The organism is Vibrio gigantis (assembly GCF_024347515.1).
In the GTDB taxonomy this organism is placed as follows: Bacteria; Pseudomonadota; Gammaproteobacteria; order Enterobacterales; family Vibrionaceae; genus Vibrio; species Vibrio gigantis.
The window spans coordinates 1,095,604-1,120,033 of the sequence record NZ_AP025493.1; the positions used below are offsets into that span (position 1 = coordinate 1,095,604).

At 44.1% G+C, this 24,430-nt stretch carries 24 protein-coding genes; 12 read left to right on the plus strand and 12 right to left on the minus strand.

Annotation, left to right across the window (positions count from 1 at the left end):
- Positions 1-36 precede the first annotated feature (36 nt).
- On the minus strand, positions 37-1,527 hold the full coding sequence (locus OCV56_RS21010) for an aldehyde dehydrogenase (RefSeq protein ID WP_086714439.1): 1,491 nt from the start codon (positions 1,525-1,527) through the stop codon (positions 37-39).
- 102 nt (positions 1,528-1,629) lie between these two features.
- Here OCV56_RS21010 and OCV56_RS21015 point away from each other — a divergent pair, with 102 nt between their 5' ends.
- Complete coding sequence (locus OCV56_RS21015; RefSeq protein WP_086714441.1) at positions 1,630-2,535, plus strand: LysR family transcriptional regulator; 906 nt, start codon at positions 1,630-1,632, stop codon at positions 2,533-2,535.
- Between the two features lie 135 nt (positions 2,536-2,670).
- Here the strand turns inward: OCV56_RS21015 and OCV56_RS21020 are convergent, their stop codons facing one another.
- Positions 2,671-3,999 carry an anaerobic C4-dicarboxylate transporter gene (locus OCV56_RS21020; RefSeq protein WP_086714443.1) on the minus strand — a complete coding sequence of 443 codons (1,329 nt, stop codon included), beginning with the start codon at positions 3,997-3,999 and terminating at the stop codon, positions 2,671-2,673.
- Between the two features lie 411 nt (positions 4,000-4,410).
- On the opposite strand from OCV56_RS21020, the gene OCV56_RS21025 reads away from it, so the two are divergent.
- The 10 genes from OCV56_RS21025 (at position 4,411) to OCV56_RS21070 (ending at position 15,910) form a co-directional block, all read left to right on the plus strand.
- The gene (locus tag OCV56_RS21025; protein ID WP_086714445.1) at positions 4,411-5,070 is read left to right on the plus strand and encodes an HAD family hydrolase; all 660 of its coding nucleotides are present in this window, start codon (positions 4,411-4,413) and stop codon (positions 5,068-5,070) included.
- 196 nt (positions 5,071-5,266) lie between these two features.
- Positions 5,267-5,893, plus strand: a complete 627-nt coding sequence (locus OCV56_RS21030) for an HD domain-containing protein (protein WP_086714447.1) — start codon at positions 5,267-5,269, stop codon at positions 5,891-5,893.
- Between the two features lie 39 nt (positions 5,894-5,932).
- Entirely contained in the window at positions 5,933-6,430 is a 498-nt protein-coding gene (locus OCV56_RS21035; protein ID WP_086714448.1) for a GNAT family N-acetyltransferase, read from the plus strand.
- 80 nt (positions 6,431-6,510) lie between these two features.
- Entirely contained in the window at positions 6,511-7,197 is a 687-nt protein-coding gene (locus tag OCV56_RS21040) for a DNA-3-methyladenine glycosylase I (RefSeq protein ID WP_086714450.1), read from the plus strand.
- A gap of 194 nt (positions 7,198-7,391) precedes the next feature.
- The gene (locus tag OCV56_RS21045) at positions 7,392-8,126 is read left to right on the plus strand and encodes a GntR family transcriptional regulator (protein ID WP_086714451.1); all 735 of its coding nucleotides are present in this window, start codon (positions 7,392-7,394) and stop codon (positions 8,124-8,126) included.
- A 502-nt stretch (positions 8,127-8,628) separates the two neighbouring features.
- The gene (gene xdhA / locus OCV56_RS21050; protein ID WP_017630711.1) at positions 8,629-10,017 is read left to right on the plus strand and encodes a xanthine dehydrogenase small subunit; all 1,389 of its coding nucleotides are present in this window, start codon (positions 8,629-8,631) and stop codon (positions 10,015-10,017) included.
- The gene (xdhB, locus tag OCV56_RS21055; protein ID WP_086714455.1) at positions 10,010-12,400 is read left to right on the plus strand and encodes a xanthine dehydrogenase molybdopterin binding subunit; all 2,391 of its coding nucleotides are present in this window, start codon (positions 10,010-10,012) and stop codon (positions 12,398-12,400) included. The genes xdhA and xdhB overlap by 8 nt, the downstream gene beginning before the upstream one ends.
- Before the next feature lie 65 nt (positions 12,401-12,465).
- A complete protein-coding gene (gene xdhC, locus OCV56_RS21060) occupies positions 12,466-13,347 on the plus strand; it encodes a xanthine dehydrogenase accessory protein XdhC (protein WP_017630713.1) in 882 nt (293 codons plus the stop codon).
- Positions 13,348-13,406: 59 nt separating this feature from the next.
- The gene (gene guaD, locus OCV56_RS21065) at positions 13,407-14,741 is read left to right on the plus strand and encodes a guanine deaminase (RefSeq protein WP_086714456.1); all 1,335 of its coding nucleotides are present in this window, start codon (positions 13,407-13,409) and stop codon (positions 14,739-14,741) included.
- 287 nt (positions 14,742-15,028) lie between these two features.
- Positions 15,029-15,910: an AEC family transporter gene (locus OCV56_RS21070; protein ID WP_086714458.1), complete on the plus strand. Its 882-nt coding sequence runs from the start codon at positions 15,029-15,031 to the stop codon at positions 15,908-15,910.
- 17 nt (positions 15,911-15,927) lie between these two features.
- Here OCV56_RS21070 and OCV56_RS21075 read toward each other — a convergent pair whose 3' ends face one another.
- The 5 genes from OCV56_RS21075 to OCV56_RS21095 all read right to left on the minus strand — a co-directional run bounded on the left by OCV56_RS21075 (position 15,928) and on the right by OCV56_RS21095 (position 18,995).
- The gene (locus OCV56_RS21075) at positions 15,928-16,347 is read right to left on the minus strand and encodes a nuclear transport factor 2 family protein (protein ID WP_086714460.1); all 420 of its coding nucleotides are present in this window, start codon (positions 16,345-16,347) and stop codon (positions 15,928-15,930) included.
- 176 nt (positions 16,348-16,523) lie between these two features.
- Positions 16,524-16,832, minus strand: coding sequence for a hypothetical protein (locus OCV56_RS21080; protein ID WP_086714462.1), 309 nt, complete (start codon positions 16,830-16,832; stop codon positions 16,524-16,526).
- A gap of 123 nt (positions 16,833-16,955) precedes the next feature.
- Positions 16,956-17,498, minus strand: coding sequence for an MAPEG family protein (locus OCV56_RS21085; protein WP_228761165.1), 543 nt, complete (start codon positions 17,496-17,498; stop codon positions 16,956-16,958).
- A gap of 104 nt (positions 17,499-17,602) precedes the next feature.
- Positions 17,603-17,998 (minus strand): RidA family protein, encoded by a 396-nt coding sequence (locus OCV56_RS21090; RefSeq protein WP_086714465.1) that lies wholly within the window; start codon positions 17,996-17,998, stop codon positions 17,603-17,605.
- 130 nt (positions 17,999-18,128) lie between these two features.
- The gene (locus OCV56_RS21095; protein WP_086714467.1) at positions 18,129-18,995 is read right to left on the minus strand and encodes a LysR family transcriptional regulator; all 867 of its coding nucleotides are present in this window, start codon (positions 18,993-18,995) and stop codon (positions 18,129-18,131) included.
- A gap of 119 nt (positions 18,996-19,114) precedes the next feature.
- Here OCV56_RS21095 and OCV56_RS21100 point away from each other — a divergent pair, with 119 nt between their 5' ends.
- The gene (locus OCV56_RS21100) at positions 19,115-20,098 is read left to right on the plus strand and encodes a zinc-binding dehydrogenase (RefSeq protein ID WP_086714468.1); all 984 of its coding nucleotides are present in this window, start codon (positions 19,115-19,117) and stop codon (positions 20,096-20,098) included.
- Positions 20,099-20,166: 68 nt separating this feature from the next.
- On the opposite strand, the gene OCV56_RS21105 is transcribed toward OCV56_RS21100, so the two are convergent.
- The 5 genes from OCV56_RS21105 to OCV56_RS21125 form a co-directional block, all read right to left on the minus strand.
- Positions 20,167-20,688, minus strand: a complete 522-nt coding sequence (locus tag OCV56_RS21105) for a hypothetical protein (RefSeq protein ID WP_086714470.1) — start codon at positions 20,686-20,688, stop codon at positions 20,167-20,169.
- Between the two features lie 247 nt (positions 20,689-20,935).
- Entirely contained in the window at positions 20,936-21,406 is a 471-nt protein-coding gene (locus OCV56_RS21110) for a GNAT family N-acetyltransferase (RefSeq protein ID WP_086714471.1), read from the minus strand.
- Positions 21,407-21,488: 82 nt separating this feature from the next.
- Positions 21,489-21,962, minus strand: a complete 474-nt coding sequence (locus OCV56_RS21115; RefSeq protein ID WP_086714472.1) for a GrpB family protein — start codon at positions 21,960-21,962, stop codon at positions 21,489-21,491.
- 18 nt (positions 21,963-21,980) lie between these two features.
- The gene (locus OCV56_RS21120; protein WP_086714474.1) at positions 21,981-22,232 is read right to left on the minus strand and encodes a hypothetical protein; all 252 of its coding nucleotides are present in this window, start codon (positions 22,230-22,232) and stop codon (positions 21,981-21,983) included.
- 166 nt (positions 22,233-22,398) lie between these two features.
- Positions 22,399-24,216 (minus strand): hypothetical protein, encoded by a 1,818-nt coding sequence (locus tag OCV56_RS21125; protein ID WP_086714476.1) that lies wholly within the window; start codon positions 24,214-24,216, stop codon positions 22,399-22,401.
- Positions 24,217-24,430: the final 214 nt, after the last annotated feature.

Here is a 24,430-nt window from a genome sequence, read left to right on the forward strand (position 1 = left end):
GACATATGCATCAGTTGCTATACTTTTTATTAACGGCTATTTATTTACATACCAGATAGTTTTCGTCTGTTGGTATTGGTCAAATGCTTCAACGCCATTGTCTTTACCGCCAAACCCAGACTGCTTAAAACCACCGAAAGGTGTGCTGATATCCCCTTCAGAAAAACCATTAATCGAGATAGTGCCAGCATTCACAGCCGCCGCTGCACGTTGAGCACGGTAGATGTCAGAGGTGTAAATCGAGGCAGCTAAACCGTAATCAGTATCATTGGCAAGCTTGAGTGCTTCTTCTTCGGTATCAAAGGTCGTTACCGCTAGAATCGGACCGAAGATTTCTTCCTTAAAGATGCTCATATCCGAAGTAACCTCGCTAAATATCGTTGGCTGAACAAACAGACCTACGTCATCAGAAGCTGTACCTCCGTAAACCAATTGCGCGCCTTCACTTTTAGCCTTATCTAGATAGCTTTTCACTTTATCGAAATGTTTTTGCTCAATCATTGGGCCAACAACTGTGTCAGCCTGAGTTGGGTCGCCCATCTTCCAATCACGCATTTTCGTGATCATTTTCTCGATGATCTGATCACGAATTGAGCGTTCAACAATCAAGCGAGAACCACAGCTGCAGTTTTCACCCATGTTCCAAAATGCAGCGTTTAGCATGTCATCGATGAAAGCATCCATATCATGGATGTCTGAGAAAACGATTTGAGGAGACTTACCACCGCACTCCAAAACGATCTCTTTTAGATTACTTTGTGCTGAATATTCTAAGAACTTGCGACCAACTTCAGTTGACCCAGTAAATGAAATCATGTCGATATCATGGTGCAAACCTAACGGTTGGCCTGTGTCTTCACCATGACCAGTGACCATAAGAAGCGCCGATTCGGGGATACCTGCTTGGTGCGCTAATTCAACCATGCGATACGTGCTCAATGAGGTTTGTTCTGCAGGTTTTACAATCACAGAGTTACCCGTAGCTAATGCTGGGCCAGCTTTGAATGCGAACATTAACGCGGGGAAGTTCCAAGGTAGTACCGCCCCTACAACACCAATCGGCTCTTTGACGATGAGTCCCATCGCATCACCATTAGTTGGTGAAACCTTACCGAACTGCTTATCTACCGCTTCTGCGTACCACTTAATAAGTGAAATAGTTTCTGGAATATCAGTTTCAAGACACTCAGCGATAGGTTTACCTGCTTCAACACAATCGAGTGCTGCTAACTCTTCGGCATGCTTTTCAAGCAGCGCAACCCACTTGTACATCACGTCCTTACGTTCCGCTGGGTTCAATTTAGACCACTCGCCGTTATTGAATCCTTCACGAGCTGCATTCACAGCTAGATTAACGATTTCTGGACTACCAGATTCAATTGCACCAATCACAGACTTGTTATGTGGAGCAATAGTAGGAAAAGACAACTCACGATTTACAGAGTGGTCAGGAATCAAATGACCTGCCCATAATTCACCCTGTTCGGCCAAAGAAAAAATATCTGCTGCGACTAGTACATTGTTCATTAATCATTCTCTTTTTAATCTAATGTTTCCAGAATGTTAATAATTTGATAGATTCCCGTAAAGCATCAGAAAGATATATCTTGATACCTTTTAGGAATGAGTATGAGTTTGAATTATGAAATCCGTCATCTAAAACACTTCTTTGCATTGGCGGAGGAATTGAATTTTCGAAGAGCTGCAGAGAAGCTCAACATTGCTCAGCCAGCGTTGTCGAGATCATTACAGAAACTCGAATCTGACCTGGGAGTAATTCTTTTTATTCGAACCACTCGCCTCGTAGAATTGACCGACGCGGGGAAGGCATTTCATGTGGGAGCACACCAAGCGTTTCTATCGTTAATCGACGCAGAAAAGAGTGCGATGCGCGTGAAGATAGGGGAAGAAGGATCATTGAGAATTGGCTATACGAATTTTGCAATTACAGGTCAATTACCTCAACTTCTGAAGGCATTTAAAGATTCTTACCCTTTGATTCGGCTAGAACTTATTCATCAGTTTTCGGCGGATCAAATAGAGTCTCTAGAAAAAGAACGTTTAGATTTTGGCTTTATTACTGGACCATTAATCTATAAAGGTATGACCTCATTTCCTTTTCAGCAAGATCCATTAGTGGCTATTGTCCCCGACTCTCATCCACTCTCGCATAAACAATCTATAGATCTGACAGACCTAAGACATGAGTCTTTCATTCTTGGGAATGCCAATCACTGGACTCATTTTTTTAAAATTATTCAGAGGGTTTGTCGAAATGCTGGCTTCATGCCAAACATAGTGGAAGAAGCTTATGATACAGAGGCTATTCTCGGCTTAGTGAGCTCAGGTTTTGGCATTAGTCTGCATGCAGGAACGGTCAAGAATTACTATAGAAAAGGCGTCAAGATCATCGATATCAACGATCATCTCGACACCATCAGCACAGAGTTGATTACATTTAACCCAGCTCAGAGTCCGATCAAAAAGATCTTCTTCGACTTTGCTAAAGCGTATAGCAAAAGCCTAAAGAATTAGCATCAGCTACTATTGTTTAGTTGTACACTTTCAGTTAGCCAAAGTTAATTAACAGCGGAGCGAACTACAAGGGTTTCCAATACAAAACAGCGCCAATTCAGGCGCTGTTTTTCGTTTCTTACTTAGCTAATTACATTAAGCGATAAAAATCTGAGCGAGTGCATAACCCAAACAACACGCGCCTACTACACCAATTAAACCCACCGACATGAATGAGTGGTTGAAGTACCACTTACCAATCTTGGTGGTGCCAGAGACATCGAAGTTTACTGTTGCGATATCAGATGGGTAGTTAGGAATAAAGAAGTAGCCGTAAACCGCTGGCATCAAGCCGATAAGCAGTGCTGGATCTAACCCTAGGCCAAGACCTACAGGTAGCATCATACGTGCAGTTGCGGCTTGTGAGTTCACCACAACCGATACGATGAAGAGCGCTAGTGCAAACGTCCATGGGTAATTGGTTACCATTTCAACGATGCCCGATTTGAACTGAGGCATTGCGTATTGGAAGTAAGTATCCGACATCCAGGCGATACCGAAGATAGCAATTGCCGCCACCATGCCCGATTTAAATACCACGCCATTTGGCACATCACGTGGGTCAGTTTTAGTTGCCAGCAAGATGATACCGCCGAAGCAGAGCATCATCATTTGGATGATGACCGACATCTTGATTGGCTTGTCACCGTCTACGATGGTTCTGATTTCTGGCACCATCGCCACAATAACAATCACAACTATCGACAGTAGGAAAATCAATACTGCATTACGTGCCGAGCTTGGAAGCACTTCATCCAAAGACGTCGCAGTGGTGTTTTCAATACGCTTTTTCCACTCAGGATCTTTTAAACGAGCTTGATAATCAGGATCGTCGTTCAATTCTTTGCCGCGCTTCAAGCTATACAGAGAAAGTAACAACGTACCGAATAGCGTTGCAGGCACCGTCACTAATAGAATTGAAAGCAAAGTGATAGAGTGTTGAATATCAGACAACTGCGCTAAGTAATAAACTACGGCTGCCGAGATTGGCGATGCTGTGATCGCAAGTTGAGACGCGACTGAAGCTGCCGCCATCGGGCGTTCAGGACGAATGCCATTTTTCAATGCTACATCACCGATGATTGGCATGATTGAGTAAACCGCGTGGCCAGTACCCAATAGGAACGTCATCGAATAAGTCACGAACGGGGCTATCAAGGTGACACGTTTCGGGTTCTTTCTGAGCACCCTTTCCGCAACTTGCAGCATGTATTTCAAGCCACCTGCGGCTTCGAGGATCGAGGCACAGGTAACAACGGCGAGGATAATCAGCATTACGGTGACAGGTGGAGACGTTGGTGGCATCTTGAAGACAAACACCTCGATAACCAAACCAATACCAGAAACAACCCCTAAACCAATACCGCCATACCGAGAACCGATATAGAGAACGACAAGTAAAAATAGAAACTCAAAATACAACATAAGCAACCCTGCTAAAAATGTGGACTAATTATATTTTGTCCGCAAATTCAGCCATTTACTTGTTGCTTGGTCACACTCTCATTGCAGGCTTCCGCAAATTGTTTTTTATAAGATTGTGGTCACGCTACCAAGTCTGTAAGTTTATGAATTGTAATAGTAAACTAGATTCTCGACCTAGATTTGTTATCTATGATAACCATTATTGTGTCTATTAGACCCGTATAGCCTATAAAACACTAGTCTCATAACTTAACGGTATTATTTCAGCTACAACCAATCACAATCAAAGTCACTCATAAGCATATTTCCGAACCAATTAGACGTATTCCCACACAACACTGGCTCGCCTATCCCTAGACACTATGTCAAAATACCTGCCCTCACGACGACAACACATAAAGAACCACTGATATGAATTTTCAAGCTGCTATTTTTGATATGGATGGACTGCTGCTCGACACCGAGCGACTTTGTATGCAGATTTTTGAAGAAGCATGTCACGCGCAGGGTGTCCCATTTTTAAAGGACGTTTACCTAGGCATCATTGGCTGCAACGCAAAAACCATCGAACAGATCTTTCGAAATGGTTATGGTGAAGATCTCGATTATCCGGCTCTAAATAACGAATGGCGCACCCGCTATAGCGCGATAGTGAAGAACCAAGCTATTCCAGTAAAAGACGGCGTGATTGAGCTTTTAGAGTGGCTAAAGTCGAACAATATTCCTATCGCGGTGGCAACATCGACGCAGCTTGATATCGCGAAGAAAAAGCTGGAACTGGCTGGCTTAGATTCTTATTTCACCTCATTAAGCACAGGTTGCGAAGTGACTAATGGTAAGCCTCACCCAGAGATTTACTTACTTGCAGCTGAACGCCTAGGGGTTGCACCTGAAACTTGTCTCGCGTTTGAAGATTCAAACAACGGCATTCGCGCTTCTATGGCAGCCAACATGATCAGCTTTCAAATCCCTGATTTAGTAGAGCCATGTGACGAAGTAAAAGCGCTTGGTCACACCATCAGCCCTTCTCTGCATGATGTATTAGCACAGCTTCAACAAGCTGCAGCTTAAGCTCTAACTGCCGTTGATAATGCTTTTATCAACATAGACAAGCCTCTCTATTAAGCCGACTCACAGAGTCGGTTTTTTTGTCGGTATAGCTTTTATAAAAGATAAAAACTCGCGCTTGAAACTGTTAAAGTCGATGTGAAACATATGCCAAATGATGAACAAGATTGCTAACGCCTAAAGGTGGAGAAAGAGACACGTGATTGAGAAATTTGAAGGCCAACTGCTTGATTTTGCACAGCGAGAAATGACACAAGATGCAGCGCACGACATCAGCCACATTAAGCGTGTCGTCAAAACTGCCAAAGCTTTGTGTACTCAAGAACAGGCTATACTTGAAGTCGTTCTTCCCGCTGCTTATCTTCATGATTGCTTCACCTTTCCTAAGAACCATCCAGACAGAGCCCAAAGCTCAAGAATGGCAGCAGACAAGGCGATCTCTTTCCTCAAAACTATCGACTACCCCGTGTCCTATCTTGATGAGATCCATCATGCCATTGTCACGCACAGCTACAGCGCCAACATCACACCAGAAACCTTAGAAGCACAAATCGTGCAAGATGCGGATCGCCTTGATTCTCTCGGTGCAATTGGTATTGCTCGCTGCCTGTACGTGGGTCAGAGCTTCAACGCTGAGCTCTATAACCATCAAGACCCGTTCGCTGAACGTCGAGACTTAGATGATAAGCATTACAGCGTCGATCACTTCTACGTGAAGCTATTTAAGCTCGCTGAAACCATGAATACAGAATCCGCCAAGTTAGAAGCTAACAAGCGCACTGACTACATGCGCGGCTTTCTTGAACAGTTAGGCGCGGAAGTTTAGTGGCTTAGAAAAAGAGACACTCGACAAGGAGAAAAGGATATGGAAATTAATCGCTTTAAAGAATCCGACGCCGACGAGATCGTCACTTGGTTCACATCACTCGAAGAGTACGTGCTATGGGGCGGGCGCACCTTTGGTTGGCCGTTAAAAGCGACTTCTATCATTGAACGATCTCAAGAACCACATGTTAAGCTGTATACATTTTCTCAACCTAGCACAGGCTCTAGCACCGGTGAATTGCTTGGCTTTATGGAATTTCAACGCATGTCAGACAGTGAGCTTCGCTTTTGCCGTGTCGCCATACACCCAAATCTCCGAGGCAAAGGGTTAGGACAATCGATGCTAGAAACGGCCCTCGAAGCGGCGAAAGAAATACCGGATGTCACCACCATCACCTTGGCCGTATTCAAGCAAAACCAAGGGGCAAAGCGCTGCTACGACAAAGCGGGGTTTCAGGTTGTCGACAAAGAACCAAGCATTAAAGAGTTCAATGGTAAAACGTGGCCCTTGTATCAAATGGAATTACAGCTCGGCTAGTTCGTTTTAACTGTCAGGCTGGTTTTAATTACCAGATTTGACCCCATATCTTAGAAACTGGCATTAGTTTGGAACCTTCAATGACCCAAGAAAAATTCGACACCATTTACCAACGAGCAGCTCACCGTAAAGGCGGCGTAGCCGAACTCGAAAAGATTGTTCGCGCGCCTCTTTCAAAAGCTGAGCTATCACAAATCACAGACGACCGCTGGTTGGCAGCCTTTACTGAAAAAGTATTCCAATGTGGTATTTCATGGAATGTAGTGAGAAAGAAATGGCCGCAATTTGAAGAAGTGTTCTTTGAATTCAATATCGAAAAAATGCTGATGCTGCCGAATGAGATGTGGGAACAGAAAGCACAAGACCCGCGTATTATTCGCCACCTCACTAAGGTGATGACCATTCCTGCTAACGCCACCATGATCCACAATTCCAAGCGTGAAGCTGATTCATTCTCACAAATGGTTGCAGATTGGCCATCAGAACGCATTACTGAACTTTGGGATTACCTGAAAAAACACGGTAAGCGTTTAGGCGGTAACACGGGCGCCTACACCTTACGTCAAATGGGCAAAGACACCTTTATCTTGTCTTCTGATGTGGAAGCGCACCTGCGTAGTACAGATGTTATCGATAGCGGTCGTAACACCAAGCGAGCACAACTGGCGGCAGGTAAAGCCTTTAATGAGTGGCAGCAACAATCTGGGCGTAGCCTAAGCGAAATCAGCCAGATCGTTGCATACAGCTGCGGCGATAATCGAGTCTAGTTATCGCTAGAATTGCTTAAAGCTCAATATTGCACACAGTATCCTGCAAACTAAATGTTATAAGTCATTAACAAATAAGCGTGTATTACACTTTCATGCGGTGGCATTGTATAGATAAATGTATACAATATAGAGTAATACTCATGAATTACTCTCGACCAGACCAACTCGACTAAACAAGGGTCCTTATCTCTATGACAGCTCTCAAAAACTCTGTCTCCAAAGGTGTAAATACAAAAGTATCAGGCCAGACTCAAGACGATGTTGTTTACTGCCATATCTTCGACGCAATACTAGAACAAAGGCTACCACCAGCCACTAAATTAAGTGAAGAAGCCCTAGCAGAAATCTTTGGTGTTAGCCGTACAATCATCCGTCGTGCCTTGCTACGTCTATCTTTAGAACAAGTTGTGGTGATCCGTCCAAACCGAGGGGCAATGATTGCTGCGCCAACGGTAGACGAAGCCAAACAGATATTTAAAGCGCGTGAAGTGATGGAAATCGCTATCACCGAACTTGCAGTGAAAAATGCGACCAAAGCTCAAATCGAAGAATGTAGAAAATTAGTAGCGAAAGAGAATTGCGCCTTTGACCAAGGTGATTACGGCTCTGGCTTACGACTGTCTGGTGAGTTCCACATCAAACTGGCTGAAATGGCAGAAAACGCACCACTTCTCGCCTTCCAACGCAGTTTAGTGTCACAAACTTCACTGCTGATCGCTCAATACGAAACAGGTAATCATTCAAACTGTTCTTTAGATGAGCACTCTGGGTTACTTGATGCGATTGAATCAGGCAATGAAGAGCAAGCGGTAGAGTTGATGCAAGAACACTTAAGCCACATCCGTTCAAAGCTCAATTTAGACAGCAGCACCGCATCGAGCGACCTGCATGTTGTGTTCTCAGATCTGCTTAAGAACAAGTCATAACGAGTTGACCATTCCAATTCAGCTCTAACAACTTTTTGTTAACAAGACGGGAGAGAAGTAAGCCTTTGCGTTTACTTCTCTTTTTTATGCCCTCCCTATAATGATAGACGCGAAGATCGGCGCATTTCACCTCAAAACACTCTTAATTCTGAGCAGAATAGTGCTCTTATCCTCTATAGCATTTGCTCCTAAATGCCAAAATTCTTGTCTTTATTTTGTATACATAGTCATTAATTCATTCACAACACAAAACTCAGCACTTCCAATTTAAATCCCAATAAAACAAGCAACTAAAGATAAAATTAAATTGTATACAATCCACCAAATCACAATGTTGTTGCATTTTTGTAAATAAATAGTTGACCACAGGGTCAGGATGGATAATTATTGACCTAGAAGTCAAAAAGAATACACATGGAAAAATGTCGATTTACAAGGAGGTCTCTTGATTACTTTTTTGCTCAATCAGGAAATAAGACGTGAAGACAATCTGTCGCCGAATATGACAGTGCTCAATTACCTTCGTACCAAGGTTAATAAAACCGGTACCAAAGAAGGTTGTGGGTCTGGTGACTGTGGCGCATGTACCGTCGTTTTAGGTGAAGTGGTGGATGGACAGCTGCAATACCGCTCGGTGAACTCTTGCCTTACGTTCGTTTCAGCGCTGCACGGAAAACAGCTAATCACAGTAGAAGATCTACAAAACCGAGATAAGTCATTGCACCCTGTACAGAAAGCGGTGGTTGATTTTCACGGTTCACAATGTGGTTACTGCACGCCGGGCTTCATCATGTCGATGTTTGCGCTAGGCAAAAACAAACCCGATGCGAGCAAAGAAGATGTTATGGAATCATTGGCGGGTAACCTGTGTCGTTGTACGGGCTACCGCCCAATTGTTGATGCTGCGATGTCGCTTTCAACAGATCAACCTTTGATCGACCAATTCGCTGAGCTTGAACGCAACACCATCAAGAAGCTAGAAGATATTCAAGACACCGAAGCCAACTTACGCCTTGGTCACCTCACCGCTTTTTCCCCGAAAAGCACCGATGAGCTGGCCAAGCTTTTTCAAGCGCATCCGAACGCTAAGCTGGTTGCTGGCGGCACGGATTTAGCATTGGAAGTGACGCAGTTCCATCGCGAGATAGAAACACTTATCAGCGTAAACCTTGTTGAAGACATGAAGGTGTGCGAAGAGACCGACACTGACTTAATCATTGGTGCCAACCTTCCAATCAGTGACTCTTACGCACTACTGAAAAAACACTACCCAGATTTTGGTGAGCTACTGCACCGCTTTGCTTCCCTGCAAGTACGTAACCAAGGCACCATTGGCGGTAATGTTGCCAATGCTTCACCTATCGGTGACACCCCTCCTCTACTAATTGCCCTTAACGCGAAGATCAAACTTCGTTGCGGTGACGAGTCACGCACCATGCCGATCGAAGATTACTTCATCAGCTACAAAGTGACAGCGCAAAAAGAGAGTGAATTCATTGAACAGATCATCATTCCTAAACCAACTAACGACAGCTTCCGAGCTTACAAACTATCTAAACGTTTAGACGATGACATCTCTGCGGTGTGTGGTGCGTTCGATATTCAAATTGAAGATGGCAAGGTTTCTTACGCTCGTATTGCCTTTGGTGGTATGGCTGCAACGCCTAAGCGCGCGGCGCGTTGTGAAAACACGTTATTAGGCAAACCGTGGACAGACACTAATATTAAGTTAGCGATGCAGGAACTGTATAACGACTTTGAGCCGCTATCCGATTTCCGTGCAAGCCAAGAATACCGTTCATTGTCGGCAGCCAATATGTTGCGTCGCTACTTCATTGAACAGCAGAACAAAAACAACCAAATCGAAACAAGGGTAACGTCTTATGTCTAATTCGAACAAGCATGCGATGACCCACGAAGAGATGGTTACCATTGCAAAACAAGACCTAAAAACTGGCGTAGGTAAAAGCGTTAAACACGACAGTGCAGCCAAGCAAGTCACGGGCGAAGCGGTGTACATTGACGACCGCCTAGAGTTCCCAAATCAGCTGCACGTATACGCACGCCTGAGCACTCAGGCACACGCGAACATCACCAATATAGATTTATCACCGTGTTACGAATTTGAAGGCGTGGCGATTGCCATTCAAGCCAAAGACGTTCCGGGTGAACTGGATATCGGTGCGATACTTCCAGGTGACCCACTGCTTGCTGACGGCAAGGTTGAATACTACGGCCAACCGGTAATTGCGGTAGCAGCTAACGATCTAGAAACCGCACGCAAAGCCGCGCACGCAGCCATTGTTGAATACGAAGAGCTACCTGCCATTCTTGATGTAAAAGAAGCGTTGGCAAAAGAGCACTTCGTAACAGAAAGCCACACTCAACAGCGTGGTGATTCGAAAGCTGCATTGGCAAAAGCGAAGCACGTGATCTCTGGCGATCTAGAGATCGGCGGCCAAGAGCACTTCTACCTAGAAACCCAAATCAGTAGCGTGATGCCAACCGAAGACGGCGGCATGATCGTCTACACCTCAACACAAAACCCGACCGAAGTTCAAAAACTGGTTGCGGAAGTGATTGGCGTACCGATGCACAAAGTCGTGATTGATATGCGTCGTATGGGTGGTGGTTTCGGTGGTAAAGAGACCCAAGCAGCCTCTCCAGCGTGTATGGCAGCTGTGATTGCCCACCTAACAGGCCGACCTACCAAAATGCGCCTGCTGCGTAATGAAGACATGCAACAAACCGGTAAGCGACACCCGTTTTACAACCAATACACCGTCGGCTTCGACGACAATGGTGTGATTCAAGGTGCTGATATTACCGTTGCAGGTAACTGTGGTTACTCGCCAGACTTATCAAGCTCTATCGTCGACCGTGCAATGTTCCACTCAGACAACGCTTACTACTTAGGCGATGCAACTGTGGTTGGTCATCGATGCAAAACCAACACAGCATCGAACACTGCGTATCGTGGCTTTGGTGGCCCACAAGGCATGATGACTATCGAACACATCATGGATGAGATTGCTCGTTACCTGAAAAAAGATCCTTTGGAAGTACGTAAGGCGAACTACTACGGCGAAGAAGGCCGTAACGTAACCCATTACTACCAAACCGTTGAAGACAACTTTTTACCTGAGATAACCGAACAGCTTGAACGCAGCAGTGACTATCACGCACGTCGTAAAGAAATTGCTGAGTTCAACAAGCAAAGCCCTATCTTGAAGAAAGGCTTAGCGATCACACCCGTGAAATTCGGCATCTCGTTTACTGCGACTTTCTTGAACCAAGCAGGTGCGCTCATCCATATCTACACCGATGGCAGTATTCATTTGAATCACGGTGGTACTGAAATGGGGCAAGGCTTGAACATCAAAGTGGCACAAATCGTTGCACAGGAGTTCCAAGTCGATGTCGAACGTATCCAGATCACCGCTACAAACACAGACAAAGTTCCGAACACATCACCAACCGCAGCCTCATCGGGCGCCGACCTCAACGGTAAGGCCGCGCAAAACGCCGCAATAACCATTAAGCAGCGCCTGATCGACTTCGCTTCTTCGCACTTCAAAGTGTGGCCTGAAGAGGTGGTGTTCAAGAACGGCATGGTGCAGATCCGCGATGAGATCATGACCTTCAACTCATTTGTTGAACTGGCTTGGTTTAATCAAATTTCGCTATCGAGCACTGGCTTCTACCGCACTCCAAAGATCTATTACGATCACGAGAAAGCGCGCGGTCGCCCGTTCTACTACTACGCGTATGGTGCCTCTTGTTCAGAAGTCATCATCGATACCCTAACCGGCGAGAACAAGATTCTGCGAGTCGATATCCTGCATGACGTGGGCGCTTCATTGAACCCAGCGATTGATATAGGACAAGTCGAAGGCGGCTTTGTGCAAGGTGTCGGTTGGTTAACAACGGAAGAGTTGGTTTGGAACCAGCAAGGCCGATTAATGACCAACGGCCCGGCGAGTTACAAGATCCCTGCGATTGCTGATATGCCGATTGATTTCAGAACGCACCTTTTGGAAAACCGCAGCAACCCAGAAGACACAGTCTTCAACTCGAAAGCCGTGGGTGAACCACCTTTCATGTTGGGTATGTCGGTATGGAGTGCACTGAAAGATGCGATTAGCTATGTCGCTGTCGATGGTGCGATTCCTAAGCTCAACACACCTGCAACGCCAGAACGCATTCTGATGGCGATACAGGAAGTCACTGAAACGGCTCCGACTTCGGTCGATGCTCAATCAGAAACGGCTTAGGGCTGATAGGTATCTAAGACACCAATAGGCAGCTAGGGAAGCAAAGAAGGGATTTAGGAGGACATATGTTTAAGGATAATTGGATTCACGAACTGGCAAAACTGGAAGAGAACTACGAGCCATGTGTGATGGTGACAGTGCTTGAAGACAGAGGCTCAGTGCCGCGTGATGCGGGTACCAAGATGCTTGTCACTCGTGACCGAATCATCGCTACGATTGGTGGTGGTCACCTTGAACATGTGGCCACTAAAATGGCTCGCGAGATGCTGATTGCCAGCGAAAAATCGCTCAAAGTCGAGCGCTTCAACCTCGGTGCTCGTTTAGGCCAATGTTGTGGCGGAATGGCAACGTTAAGCTTTGAACCGATTGGCACTCAGCAGAATCACCTTGTGTTGTTCGGCGCTGGCCATGTTGCCAAAGCGCTACTGCACATTGTCGCAACTCTGCCCTTCCGTGTGACCTGGATTGATGAACGTGAAGAAGTATTTCCTGAAACGCTGCCACACGGTGTGAAAAAACTTGTCTCAGACGACCCTGTCGGAGAAGTGAAACACATGCCGCCGAACAGCTATTACCTTGTGATGACGCACAACCACCAGCTCGATTTCGATTTAACGAAAGCCATTATCGACCGTGAAGACAGCCGTTACTTCGGCATGATCGGCTCGCTTACTAAGCGTAAGAAGTTCGACTTCCGCTTAGAGCAACGTGGCTACAGCCAAGAACAAATCGAAACCATGATTTGCCCGATTGGCATTAGCGCCGTGAATGGCAAACATCCGGCTGAAATTGCGGTATCGGTTGCGGGTGAACTGATCGCACACTATCAAGGCCAAGCGCTTGAACAAAAGCGCCCAACCAAACAATATCGAAATCAGGATTTGACCGATCAACACAGTCAACCAAGCGATGTAGGCGAACCACCATTGGAAGAGAAGATCGCCTAATACAAGTCGCAAAGCTTCAGTGGCCATAACGTCGCTGAAGTCATTAAAAGGAAGTAAACATGACAACGCAACGCAAAGCTTATCGCGCCAGTATTTTACACAGCGTAGCCGACCCAAAAGACGTCGGTATCGATGAGTCTTACGACTATTTTGAAGACGGTGTTTTAGTGGTTGAGAACGGCCACATCGTCGACTTAGGCAATGCCGATGAAGTATTGGCTCGCCAGCCTAAAACACTCGAAGTAAAAGAATACAAAGACAAGCTGATCACCTCTGGCTTTATTGATACGCACATCCACTACCCTCAAACAGGCATGATCGCGTCTTACGGTGAGCAGCTACTCGATTGGTTAGAGAACTATACCTTCCCAGAAGAGAAACGCTTCAAAAACCCAGTTTACGCACACAAAGTAGCAAAGCTATTCCTAGACGAATTAGCAAGCAACGGTACTACTACTGCACTGGTTTTTGGCACGGTACACAAAGAGTCGGTTAACGTATTCTTTGAAGAAGCAGAGAAACGTAATCTACGTATGATTGCAGGTAAGGTGCTAATGGATCGCAACGCGCCAGACTACCTCACCGACACGCCAGAATCTGGCTACGCTGACTCCAAAGAACTCATCGAGAAATGGCACAATCGCAGCCGCTTGCTTTACGCGGTGACACCTCGTTTTGCGCCAACCAGCACACCAGAGCAATTGGCTACCGTTGGTAAACTTCTTGAAGAATACCCAGATGTGTACATGCACACGCACCTTTCTGAAAACGAGAAAGAGATTGAATGGGTAAAAGCACTATTCCCAGACCGCGACAGCTATTTAGATGTTTATGACTACTATGGTTTGCTGCACAAACGTTCGGTATTCGCCCATGGTATTCACCTGTCTGACTGCGAATGTAAGCGCCTAGCGGACACCGAATCCGCCATCGCTTTCTGTCCGACCTCTAACCTGTTCTTAGGCTCCGGTTTATTCCGATTACCCGAAATGGAAGAACACGGCATTCGTGTTGGTATGGGTACTGATGTCGGTGCAGGCACTAGCTTCTCAATCCTGCAGACCATGAGTGAAGCCTACAAGATCATGCAGCTTCAACATAAGAAGCTGCACCCAGCGAAATCCCTGTTCTTGGCAACATTAGGCGGCGCACGTTCTCTGCATTTAGAAGACAAGATCGGTAACTTGGAAGTAGGAAAAGAAGCAGATTTCGTGGTGCTCGACTTGCACGCCACACAATTGATGCGCTTTAGAATGGAACAAGCAACCAAGCTTGAAGAAAAACTATTTGTACTGATGAGCTTAGGTGACGACAGAACCGTCAGCGAGACTTACATATACGGTGAGAAAGCCTACGATGTGAATTTCAAAGACTACAAGAAGCTCGTTAGCTAGACTGAAAACCGAGTAACAATCGCTAGACAGCGACAGCCGTCGTTAATTAAAAATCCGTCCAGATTTATCTAGCCTCGAAAGACCAGTTGCTGATGCCACTGGTCTTTTTTGTGCTTCATTCAAAGAAATATAAATTAACCGTTCACAAACAACGATCTTCGGTGACGCCAAGTCATTATATTGATAGGTTAATGTTTATACATATCGACTTCATACTTCACTTTAGCGTCTCTCTAAAACATTCGTTTCTCAGCTAAATGGAAGCACTCAATCTAGAAAGGAATTCTATGTTCGAACAGGTCGTCAGTATTCTGTTTCCCGTTTTTGCTTTAGCCAGTGCTGGCTTTGCGGTCGGTCGCTGGCTCAAGCCCGATTTCAAGCCGATCAATCGCATCAACATGGATGTTTGTATTCCTGCTTTGGTGTTTGCATCGCTGACCACCATGTCCCTCGACACCGAGCAACTGCCACTGATCTCTGCGTCTTTGGTGGCGGTGCTAGTGCCAGCTTTATTGATGATTCCGATCTGTAAAATCTTTAAGCTCAATTTCAAAGCCTGGGCTCCACCACACATGTTTCGTAACAGTGGTAACCTCGCCATTCCCTTGTTCACTTATACTTTTGGCGAGAGTGTATTAGCCCCTGCGGTATTACTGTTTGTGGTGTCGGCGTGTGTGCACATTAGTGTTGGTTTAGCGCTACTAAGCGAAGGTAATCCGATCAAACAGATCCTCAAGATGCCGATATTCTTAGCCGCCGCATTAGCGATGACGTTGAACCTATCTGGCATTGCAGTGTGGAATCCAATCTACGAAGCCACATCGCTGCTTGGGCAAGCTGCCGTGCCTATCATGCTGCTATCGCTGGGTTCGCAAATGGTCAACTTAAGGCTGAGCGGATTAAAAGTCGGCTTGTTGTGCACCGTTCAATCCCTGTTTACTGGCGCCATCGCCTTTACCATCATCTATTTATTTATCCCGCTACCTACGCTGCACCTACAAATGATGGTGCTGTTCACCATGCTGCCACCCGCCGTAATGAACTACCTGTTCGCAGAACGCTTCAATGTAGAGCCACCCAAGGTCGCGTCTATGGTGTTATTCGGCAACTTCCTGAGCGTGGTAACGCTGCCGATATTGCTATCATTTGCGTTGTCTTTGTCGACCTGAAGGCCGTAAACCTTTTACTATCGAGTCGGATAAGCCTGCCCTTCCCCCTGAGAAGTCGCGGCCGATGAAGCGTGCCTGTGCAGCCACACCCAACGGTCCGTTTTCTTGAGTATCACGCTCCAACGAACAGGGATAGACAAAAACGATCCACCCGCATTCAAATGGATCGTTAAACACTGTGAAACCACAGCATGATCACCCGATATCACAGTATCTGACCAACCCCATTCAAACCTCATCGCTGTGGCTTCAGCAAAATTTCTTAGAAATAGCTGCTTTACTGATTCTGCACCTGAACACAACTCATCTTCACCCGTCCCTATCACTGAAATGTGGCCATTCACATCAAATACACGCATCAGTGCTTCAATATCTTTTGCACAATACGCGTCTGCGTAATTATTTAACGTAGCCATAATGTCATCGAGATCTTTCATGGTGCACTCCTTGGTTACCATGAAGTGTAGACCAACGCTTTAAAACGATTCGATCCAAATCAAGGCTGTTACTTACACTGTAATATCATCAAAAAAGAGGAGTTTTCACGAAGAGAGCCGGAAGGGAAAACAAAAATGACGGACTTAACCGCCACTAGAGAGAAGGTGTTTTAAACTTAGTTTGAAGGGTAAACGCGATAGTTAGGTTCGTTGAGGTTCTCTGCAAACCCAAGCTCACCAATAAAGTAGATAGCACTACCAATCGTATCCAAAGTATCATTCGGCTCTCTTTCAGGTATGTCACCGATTGACGGTACGGTTTGTATCGCAGCTCTCTCTTTACAAATGATACTTCCACATTGCCTTTCAGAAAAACTCGGTGTCGGTATCTCATGTTGTTTTCCGTGCCCTAAAAACACAGATTCATTCGCGCCAAATACACCGCCTGAGAACAAAACGAGTAAAGGTACCCCTAGCTTTATCATACTCACACCCTACTGTTTATAAAATTGAGCAGAATGATATCTAACACTTGAACTATTGAACAGTGTTTTTAATTAAACGGCATAACATCGCCTATCTTGCATGATAACGACCAAGCCTGAAAACTAACTTATGAGCGCTAGAAGTTGATAGGCGATGAGCACTAAGAACATTAATACGGTGGAATAAAATGTCAGAGCAAAACCGAACGCTCTGGCTGGAGCACCTTGTTTGTACCCCTTAAAAAAGAAAATTCGCCCAATGGCAAACAACATCGAGCATAACGGTACGACCGATAACCATGAAGCTGGCATTAATAAACTCCAAGCCGTATACACACCAAGCGCAATCACAAATTGTTCTAATGTGTTTTGGAGTAAGCTCTGTAAAATCATCGCTTCGTTTGTGCCAGACGTTAAACCACTGCCATCAATGTCTTCCGGGCTAAAAAAACGGAACTTGGCGAGCCGACCAATTGATGCAATCAAAAATAGAACCGGAAATAGTAAGGACAGTGCTAAAACAGTAAGTCGTTCTGATACTTGACTAATTTCTGAGTAATTGAAGGGGTCGAATACAACCGCAACTGCGATGACAACGATTGAAGTCAGCATTGCTGAGACCATTCCTTTTAAAACACCACTTTGTTTATTCGATAATTTCATCATTCCCTCAAACCAAATTCACACCATTTAAAAATACGGTAACTAGGGCGTTTAAGCTGTGACCTCTAGGTGTATTCCATACAAAGAACCGTTATTGAATCCTCTAGTTACTTGTCTTGACTCACAATCGCCTCAGCTTCGATTTCAAGAAGCCATTCAGGGTTGATGAAGCGGCTGACTTCAACCACGGTATCAACAGGCAAGATATCTCTGAAATAACGGCCTCTCACTTTCGCCACCTCTGACCAATCGTTAATGTTGGTCAACATTATCCGAGTTCTTACCACATCACCTAAGCCGCTACCTGCACTTTCAAGCGCCGCTTTAATGGTCTCAATACACTGTTGAGTTTGTGCTGCGGGGTCTCCAACACCTACCGTCATCCCGTGCTCATCGATAGGCGCAGTGCCACCAACTGAAATATGGTTACCCACTCTCACTGCCCGAGAAAAACCGATAACCGGAGCGTAAGGACTTGTGCTTGCAATCAATTGTCTTGTCATAAATCACCTCTTAGTTAAAACCGTAGTTGTAACTTCTGAGCATGTCTACTAGCCACAGGGCTCTCTAGCTTATGGCAGGTGCCAATGCTCTGATGTTAACGCCATCACCTCTCAATTGAATTCTCTATAGTCAGGCTTTTTCGTTAAAATACTGAACACTATGATCAATGAACAACCGAGTTAAACGCGGAAGCTGCTTTCTGGAAGGGTAAAGCAAACTGATTTCGAATAAAGGCATCGGAAAGTCAGGTAAAACCTCGATTAACTCCCCTCTTTTAATCTCGCCTTCACATAAGAATGGCGGCAGTTCCGTAACGTACTGACCATTTAAAACACTATACTTAAGTTGAGAATAGTCATTACACACCTCTTTCGGCTCAATTTTTATTTTCTCATCTCCTAAGCTCCAGAGAATACTCTCTCCCGGATAGCCCCATGCAATACAAGGTTGATGATAAAGCTCCGATGGCTTAGCGATTGGATCCATCTCAGGAGAAGAAACCAGCTTATGACGATAAGAAGTTAAACGACGAACTACATGCGATAAGTTATTAATGCTCCCAACACGAAAGGCAACATCAATCCCATTTGAGATTAAATCTAACTTTTCTGTCGTCACTACCGTATCAATTTCAATGTTTGGATAAGCCTCTTTGAAAGCTTGTAACAATGGCCACACAATATGAAAAGAGGGAGGAATGGATATTTTAATCCGCCCTCTTATGGCTTGTTCATTATCAGATAAAGTCTCAAGGCCGTTATTAATCTCATTGAATGCACGAACAAAAGAGTTATATAAGATGTCGCCAGCTTCTGTTGTTCTCTGTTTTCTCGTTGTCCTTTCCAATAAACGAATGCCTAGTTCTTCTTCCAACTCTGAGACTTTTCTACTTACTGTAGTGAGTGGAACATTGAGCTCTTTAGCTGCCGCGGTAAAAGAGCCTTTGTCCACAACCGCAACGAAAATCCGCGCTCCATTAAGACTTAGATCTTTCATACAATAATTCCAAATATGGGATAGTCTATTGTGATTTTACCATATTGTTGTTCTTTTTGGTTTGCTTGATACTGCAGTTCTCAACACGAGATTTAACGAAAAAACATAGGAATAAAATTATGAAAGCTATTATCGCAGCACAAGCAGGTTCTCCAGAAGTTCTTACTTTGATTGATACTAATGAACCAGAAACACAAGAAAATGAAGTCAAAATTAAAGTAAAAGCATTTGGCCTAAATAAAGCAGAAACTTATTACCGAGCAGGCCACTTTGGCCAACTAAACCCTGAATTGGCACTGGGTATTGAAGCTGCTGGCGAAGTTATCTTCGACCCATCAGGTACGTATCAGAAAGGGGACAAGGTTGTCACAGCAATGGGCGGAATGATGTTTGCTCGCCACGGTGGTTATGCAGAAATCATCGCTGTAAACAAAACCAACGTGAAAAAAATCAATAGTGATATTGATTTTACCACTCTCGCTTCATTACCAGAACTTTACTCAACGGTATGGGGTGCATTGGACAAAACGCTAAACATTCAATCAGGTGAAACGTTATTAGTTAGAGGGGCTACGTCAGCAGTTGGCTTAGCAGCCGTCACTTATGCTAAAGCAAAAGGCTTAACCATCTTCGCAACAACACGCAGTGAAGATAAGGTTGAGTTATTGAAGTCCATGGGGGCAGATAACGTTCTTATCGATGATGGTCATGTAGGCGACAAAGTACGAGCTATTCTTCCTGAAGGTGTCGATAAAGCGCTGGAAGTTGTTGGTGCATCAACCGTTGTTGATACAATGAAAGCGATTAGACCATGGGGTGAAGTCACTGTAGTCGGCCTTCTTGGCGGCGCACCTGTGATTGAGAACTTTGGTTTAATGTCAGACTTACCAAGCTCAGTAAAACTAAGCTTTTTCCAAAGTGGAATGCTAGGTAACGAACTACCACTAGAAGAGTCACCGCTTGACTGGGTTGCGGACCAAATACTCGACGGAAAAATGCCATCAATTATTTCTCAGGTATTTAAATATGAAGATACCAAAAAGGCTCACTCGCTAATGGACGCCAACCAAGCTAACGGTAAACTCGTTGTTGAAATGGATTAATGCCTATCGATACCCATAAACCAACAACATGGTCACTGCATATCGATGTAGTGACCAATATCCTTACCTCACTTTACGCACTTATCCAGTTTAAGCTCTGCCGTCACTTTAGTAAGGCGCAGCGCTATTGCAAAGCAGACTAAGTAAGGACTCACATACCAAAAGATGCTTTCTAACGGTTGCTTCACCTGCGCTTCTCTGGTTTTTATGTATTGGTTTTTCTGCTTCTCATACTGACTCAGCATACCATCCACCCACACCGCATCACTTTCAACCAGCGATACACTAGGCGCAGGAACCGTAAAATCCGATGCGTTGGGTAACAAGGTGAAATCAACATCTTTGAACGTCATTGCGGTGTTCAAATACCACAAACACGCTTCATGATGCTGAGCCTGGTTATCTAAAGATGGTTGACCTGTGCAGATATCACTTCTCAGCTTATCCAAAGAAAACTGCTGAACCGATTCTAGAATCACCACCGCTCTGGTTTGTTCTGTTTCAACCCAATCACCCGCCACTTTCGCACGAATCTCAGAGACTGCACCGAGCATCCCGATCCCTGCTAATAGTGGCCACAAATAGTCCATCAATTTCCATTTACGTCGGCTCAAGTTGAACCCACACCAAATGGGAAGGTGTAAAAGGAGCGTTAGGCCAAGCGATAGCAAAACGAAATTCAAGGAGCTAGAGAGCATGAGTTCGCTATCAAAGAAGTTCTTCATAATGAGTTACTTGCCGTTAAAACAAGGAGTGATTTGATACTAAGAGCGATATTAGAAAAGAGTGTAAGGGGAAAGTAAAACAGCACCAACAATTGGAGTTAGCGCTGTTTATTTAAGCAATTAGCGGCTTTTCCATCGGGATACAGTCGAGGCTAATACCTCTAGGCGAGTGATAAGTGGAAAGTTCATCACCGATAAAGCCACACGAACGATAAAATTCCGCAGCATTCAGGGTCGATTCTAGCTTCATTAACGGCAAGTTGTGTTTAATCGCTAGTTCTTCTAGGAACTGCAACATCTGCTTCGCTGCGCCTTTTCCGGAAAAATCTGGGTCCACAAAAATAGCATCAATCATACCGGTTTCGATGTTGATTTTACCGCTGCCAATCACTCGGTCATCGACTTCTGAAACATGAAAGGTTTCAACTACATCACTGATGAATCCATCAGACATCCCACCCTGCGTCCATATTGAAAGCTGTTCTTCCGAGTAATAAGCGGAACACTTTTCGACAATGGCACGGCTTCGAATATCGAAAATATCCTGAGCGTCAGACTCAACCGCTTTTCTAATGGTAATCATAAGCCTACCTCTAGGAATTGTTGGAAAATGGAAAGCCATAGCTGTGGCACTAACCTCACTCAATTTATCACAAAGCGACTGGCTATTTCAGCTCCAATACATGCTCGATAAAGTCAGACTTCTTTTCACGGTACTCTTCCTGCGACCAACCTTCACAAGACATTTTAAGGGCATTGTATTGCTCGACTAAGGCAGGGGCCGCACGTAGCTTGTCACGAAACGTTAGAAAGCATTCAAACTCAGAACCATTAGCGACAACTTGCAACGCCACATCGTCCTCAGATGTAGACTCCAACATACACAATTCAGGCGTTCTTAAGGTATCGAGTTTCTCATTGAAGCCAAGTGTGGTGAGTTGCTCAACGGTACACTCAAATTCACTCGATTCAATACCAACGTATATATCTAAGTCACCTTTAGATATTGCAGATGGAATCGAAGATGCGCCTACATGTTCGACTCTCGCATTAGGTTTCAGCTTATTGATGTCACGCTCATATCGAGCAAACATCTTATGGCAAGCAGCTTGGTATTGTTCAGCTAGGTAGAATTTCATACTGACTCGCTTCTATGGTTAGCTCTGAGCATTAAAGCTATTAAACATACCGATAGCTAACAGAAATAGCGCAATGCTAATCGCCCCGATATAAGAGATTCTGGTTCGATCTTTTTCAGTTGGAGTTAATGAAGGGAAGCGTCCTAATGTGAATACCTTACAGACTATCCAACCAGAACCGTAACCAATAAATTCGATCACTAGCGACTGAAACATATATCTGAAGAATGCACTTAATGCCCTAAAATACGTGACTATCACCTCTTCCATTCTGTGCCCTAATTAAAGTCAATTTGGAACAGAAAATGCCACGGGTAGAAATTCATATCAAGTTTCTTATCTAGGTTTCTAGTTTATAAATTCAGGTTAACTCGAAATTCACAATATGTTGAAACTTGAAAATAGCACCAAAATTAAAACCTTGGTGCTATTACCGTCATACCTTATTATCGTCAAAGCCAATGATATGGAAATCAGCTCCGGACGAACGAATGGCATTTTCTGCGCTAACCAAAAGAACATCAAGTTGAGTTTTGATTTTATTCCCAGAATTGACTTCATAAACGCTTTTCTGAGTATGAGGTTGAACTACAACAACACGCGTCTTAACATATTTATTATCTTTCAAAGCTAATAATTCATTGAAAAAATCTTCTGGTTTCGCTGGCTGACCATTATTCCAACAACTTTTATGAGTTGCTGTATCATGCCGAGTTTTTAAGTCTTCAACTAAAGTTTTTCTAGAGGTATAACGTAGATTTTTAACTGCTTGATTTAGTACAACGTCATGCGCACCAACAGATATTCTGCGCGTTGATTCACTAGATTTGGAAGCTTTTACATGTATTAATGATATCAGATGCAACGAACCATGTTTGACATAGTGAATAAAGTCCGCTTTCTCTCCGGCTCCATCGTCACAGTACAGCCAACCAGTAGGTTTCTCTGTTGTATTGAAGTCACTAGAATTAAACCAGTTACCGCTCCAACATTTTTGAACCCAACAAAATAGCGACTTCTCCTTTCCGATATCTTTTAAGACTGGCTTCTGAGGGTTACTTCCTGGCTTCTCTTTTGTGATATCGAATTTCTCAAAGTCAGCCCACACGAACTTTCCATATTCAACATCTTGGTACCCAGCTCTGAACACCATTCCATTTACAACCGCATGGCCGGATTCAAACCAGCATTTAATCAAGTCAGGATATTTGAATACACGTTTATATTGGTCAAAATACTTTTTAACAACTGCAGTTTCGTTTTTTATTTTGAAGTTAACTTTGTAGTCATCAACGACAACTTCTACGCAAATATGCCCCACAATTTTATTCGAAAAATAAACATCAAGAGAAATATCACTTTCAATAAAACTCTGAGTTAACTCTGCGTGATAATCATATTGAAGCTTTTTTAATAAGTCTTTTCTGTTTTGACCATCCTCTTCAGGAAGAAAATCATAGTCGACAAGTGAAAAGTCAAACGGAACCTTTAAATCATCTAGTTTCGATATCGGATAAGAAAGTATTCCAATAGGGCTCTCTGACTCACAGCTATTAATAGATAAACGGTCAAGAATAGCTACAACTCTATTTTCAAAAGTTTGCCAGTCTTTACAAGGTCCACGCCAGATCGACGATTTAAAAGGGTTTATCCCGACAGAAGTCTTTGATTGTGTATCCCATACTTCTGTACGCACAGCAGACATCATATAGGATTGGTCTATTAACGGGTCTAGAGTATCCGCTACACTTTTCCCTCCCAGAACTTTAGAGTCAGCTTTAAAATTATCTCTGCCATGTATCCCGGATAGCCAAAGCATTTTAATTTCATCTTCATTTATGAAGTTTCCATTTAATTTACTAATTGGGATAGCAAGAAGGTTAGGTAACCTTTTTTTACCAAAGTACTCCCTGATAGAGTCTTTTTTGCCCTTTTCTGAGAAATAAAAAGCTAGATGATCCCTTACATTAAAGCTTATATAAACATGGTGCTCTAGATCTTTTAAGTCTAGATCTTTGGCCCAACTTGGGGATTTAGTTATCGTATACGGTGTGATTTTTACCGTTCCCAACTCCCCAATTTCATCTACAATTGTAGAGCCCAGTTTCAGTTCATCAGAAGAATCTTCAATTAGCAATTTACCGATGGTCTCATGAACAGAGCACACCTCTTCTTTTATGGACTTTGCACCTAATAAGATAGACAGATAAGGAGCCACATTATGCTTTTCGAGCCCTATAGTATGAGTTTCCATCTTGCCTCCCGACAGTAAGATAAATAAACTTTTGGACACTCCTTTCAATGACACCTAAAACCATATTTGGGGTGGGAGTCAATAAAACTCAAATTCGTGTTAGATAGAGTGACATTATTCGTTAGAAAAAAGTAACGCGAGTCAATTTGAAGGGAGGGTGTGAATACGATATCAATTTTGTTCATCGCAACTTTCTATAGAGATGCCCAACCGA

Excerpts from the sequence above, each read along its gene's own strand:
- OCV56_RS21010 (WP_086714439.1), bottom strand. The coding sequence starts at position 1,527 with ATGAACAATGTACTAGTCGCAGCAGATATTTTTTCTTTGGCCGAACAG.
- OCV56_RS21015 (WP_086714441.1), top strand. The coding sequence starts at position 1,630 with ATGAGTTTGAATTATGAAATCCGTCATCTAAAACACTTCTTTGCATTG.
- OCV56_RS21020 (WP_086714443.1), bottom strand. The coding sequence starts at position 3,999 with ATGTTGTATTTTGAGTTTCTATTTTTACTTGTCGTTCTCTATATCGGT.
- OCV56_RS21025 (WP_086714445.1), top strand. The coding sequence starts at position 4,411 with ATGAATTTTCAAGCTGCTATTTTTGATATGGATGGACTGCTGCTCGAC.
- OCV56_RS21035 (WP_086714448.1), top strand. The coding sequence starts at position 5,933 with ATGGAAATTAATCGCTTTAAAGAATCCGACGCCGACGAGATCGTCACT.
- OCV56_RS21040 (WP_086714450.1), top strand. The coding sequence starts at position 6,511 with ATGACCCAAGAAAAATTCGACACCATTTACCAACGAGCAGCTCACCGT.
- OCV56_RS21045 (WP_086714451.1), top strand. The coding sequence starts at position 7,392 with ATGACAGCTCTCAAAAACTCTGTCTCCAAAGGTGTAAATACAAAAGTA.
- xdhA (WP_017630711.1), top strand. The coding sequence starts at position 8,629 with ATGACAGTGCTCAATTACCTTCGTACCAAGGTTAATAAAACCGGTACC.
- xdhB (WP_086714455.1), top strand. The coding sequence starts at position 10,010 with ATGTCTAATTCGAACAAGCATGCGATGACCCACGAAGAGATGGTTACC.
- xdhC (WP_017630713.1), top strand. The coding sequence starts at position 12,466 with ATGTTTAAGGATAATTGGATTCACGAACTGGCAAAACTGGAAGAGAAC.
- guaD (WP_086714456.1), top strand. The coding sequence starts at position 13,407 with ATGACAACGCAACGCAAAGCTTATCGCGCCAGTATTTTACACAGCGTA.
- OCV56_RS21070 (WP_086714458.1), top strand. The coding sequence starts at position 15,029 with ATGTTCGAACAGGTCGTCAGTATTCTGTTTCCCGTTTTTGCTTTAGCC.
- OCV56_RS21075 (WP_086714460.1), bottom strand. The coding sequence starts at position 16,347 with ATGAAAGATCTCGATGACATTATGGCTACGTTAAATAATTACGCAGAC.
- OCV56_RS21080 (WP_086714462.1), bottom strand. The coding sequence starts at position 16,832 with ATGATAAAGCTAGGGGTACCTTTACTCGTTTTGTTCTCAGGCGGTGTA.
- OCV56_RS21085 (WP_228761165.1), bottom strand. The coding sequence starts at position 17,498 with ATGATGAAATTATCGAATAAACAAAGTGGTGTTTTAAAAGGAATGGTC.
- OCV56_RS21090 (WP_086714465.1), bottom strand. The coding sequence starts at position 17,998 with ATGACAAGACAATTGATTGCAAGCACAAGTCCTTACGCTCCGGTTATC.
- OCV56_RS21095 (WP_086714467.1), bottom strand. The coding sequence starts at position 18,995 with ATGAAAGATCTAAGTCTTAATGGAGCGCGGATTTTCGTTGCGGTTGTG.
- OCV56_RS21100 (WP_086714468.1), top strand. The coding sequence starts at position 19,115 with ATGAAAGCTATTATCGCAGCACAAGCAGGTTCTCCAGAAGTTCTTACT.
- OCV56_RS21105 (WP_086714470.1), bottom strand. The coding sequence starts at position 20,688 with ATGGACTATTTGTGGCCACTATTAGCAGGGATCGGGATGCTCGGTGCA.
- OCV56_RS21110 (WP_086714471.1), bottom strand. The coding sequence starts at position 21,406 with ATGATTACCATTAGAAAAGCGGTTGAGTCTGACGCTCAGGATATTTTC.
- OCV56_RS21115 (WP_086714472.1), bottom strand. The coding sequence starts at position 21,962 with ATGAAATTCTACCTAGCTGAACAATACCAAGCTGCTTGCCATAAGATG.
- OCV56_RS21120 (WP_086714474.1), bottom strand. The coding sequence starts at position 22,232 with ATGGAAGAGGTGATAGTCACGTATTTTAGGGCATTAAGTGCATTCTTC.
- OCV56_RS21125 (WP_086714476.1), bottom strand. The coding sequence starts at position 24,216 with ATGGAAACTCATACTATAGGGCTCGAAAAGCATAATGTGGCTCCTTAT.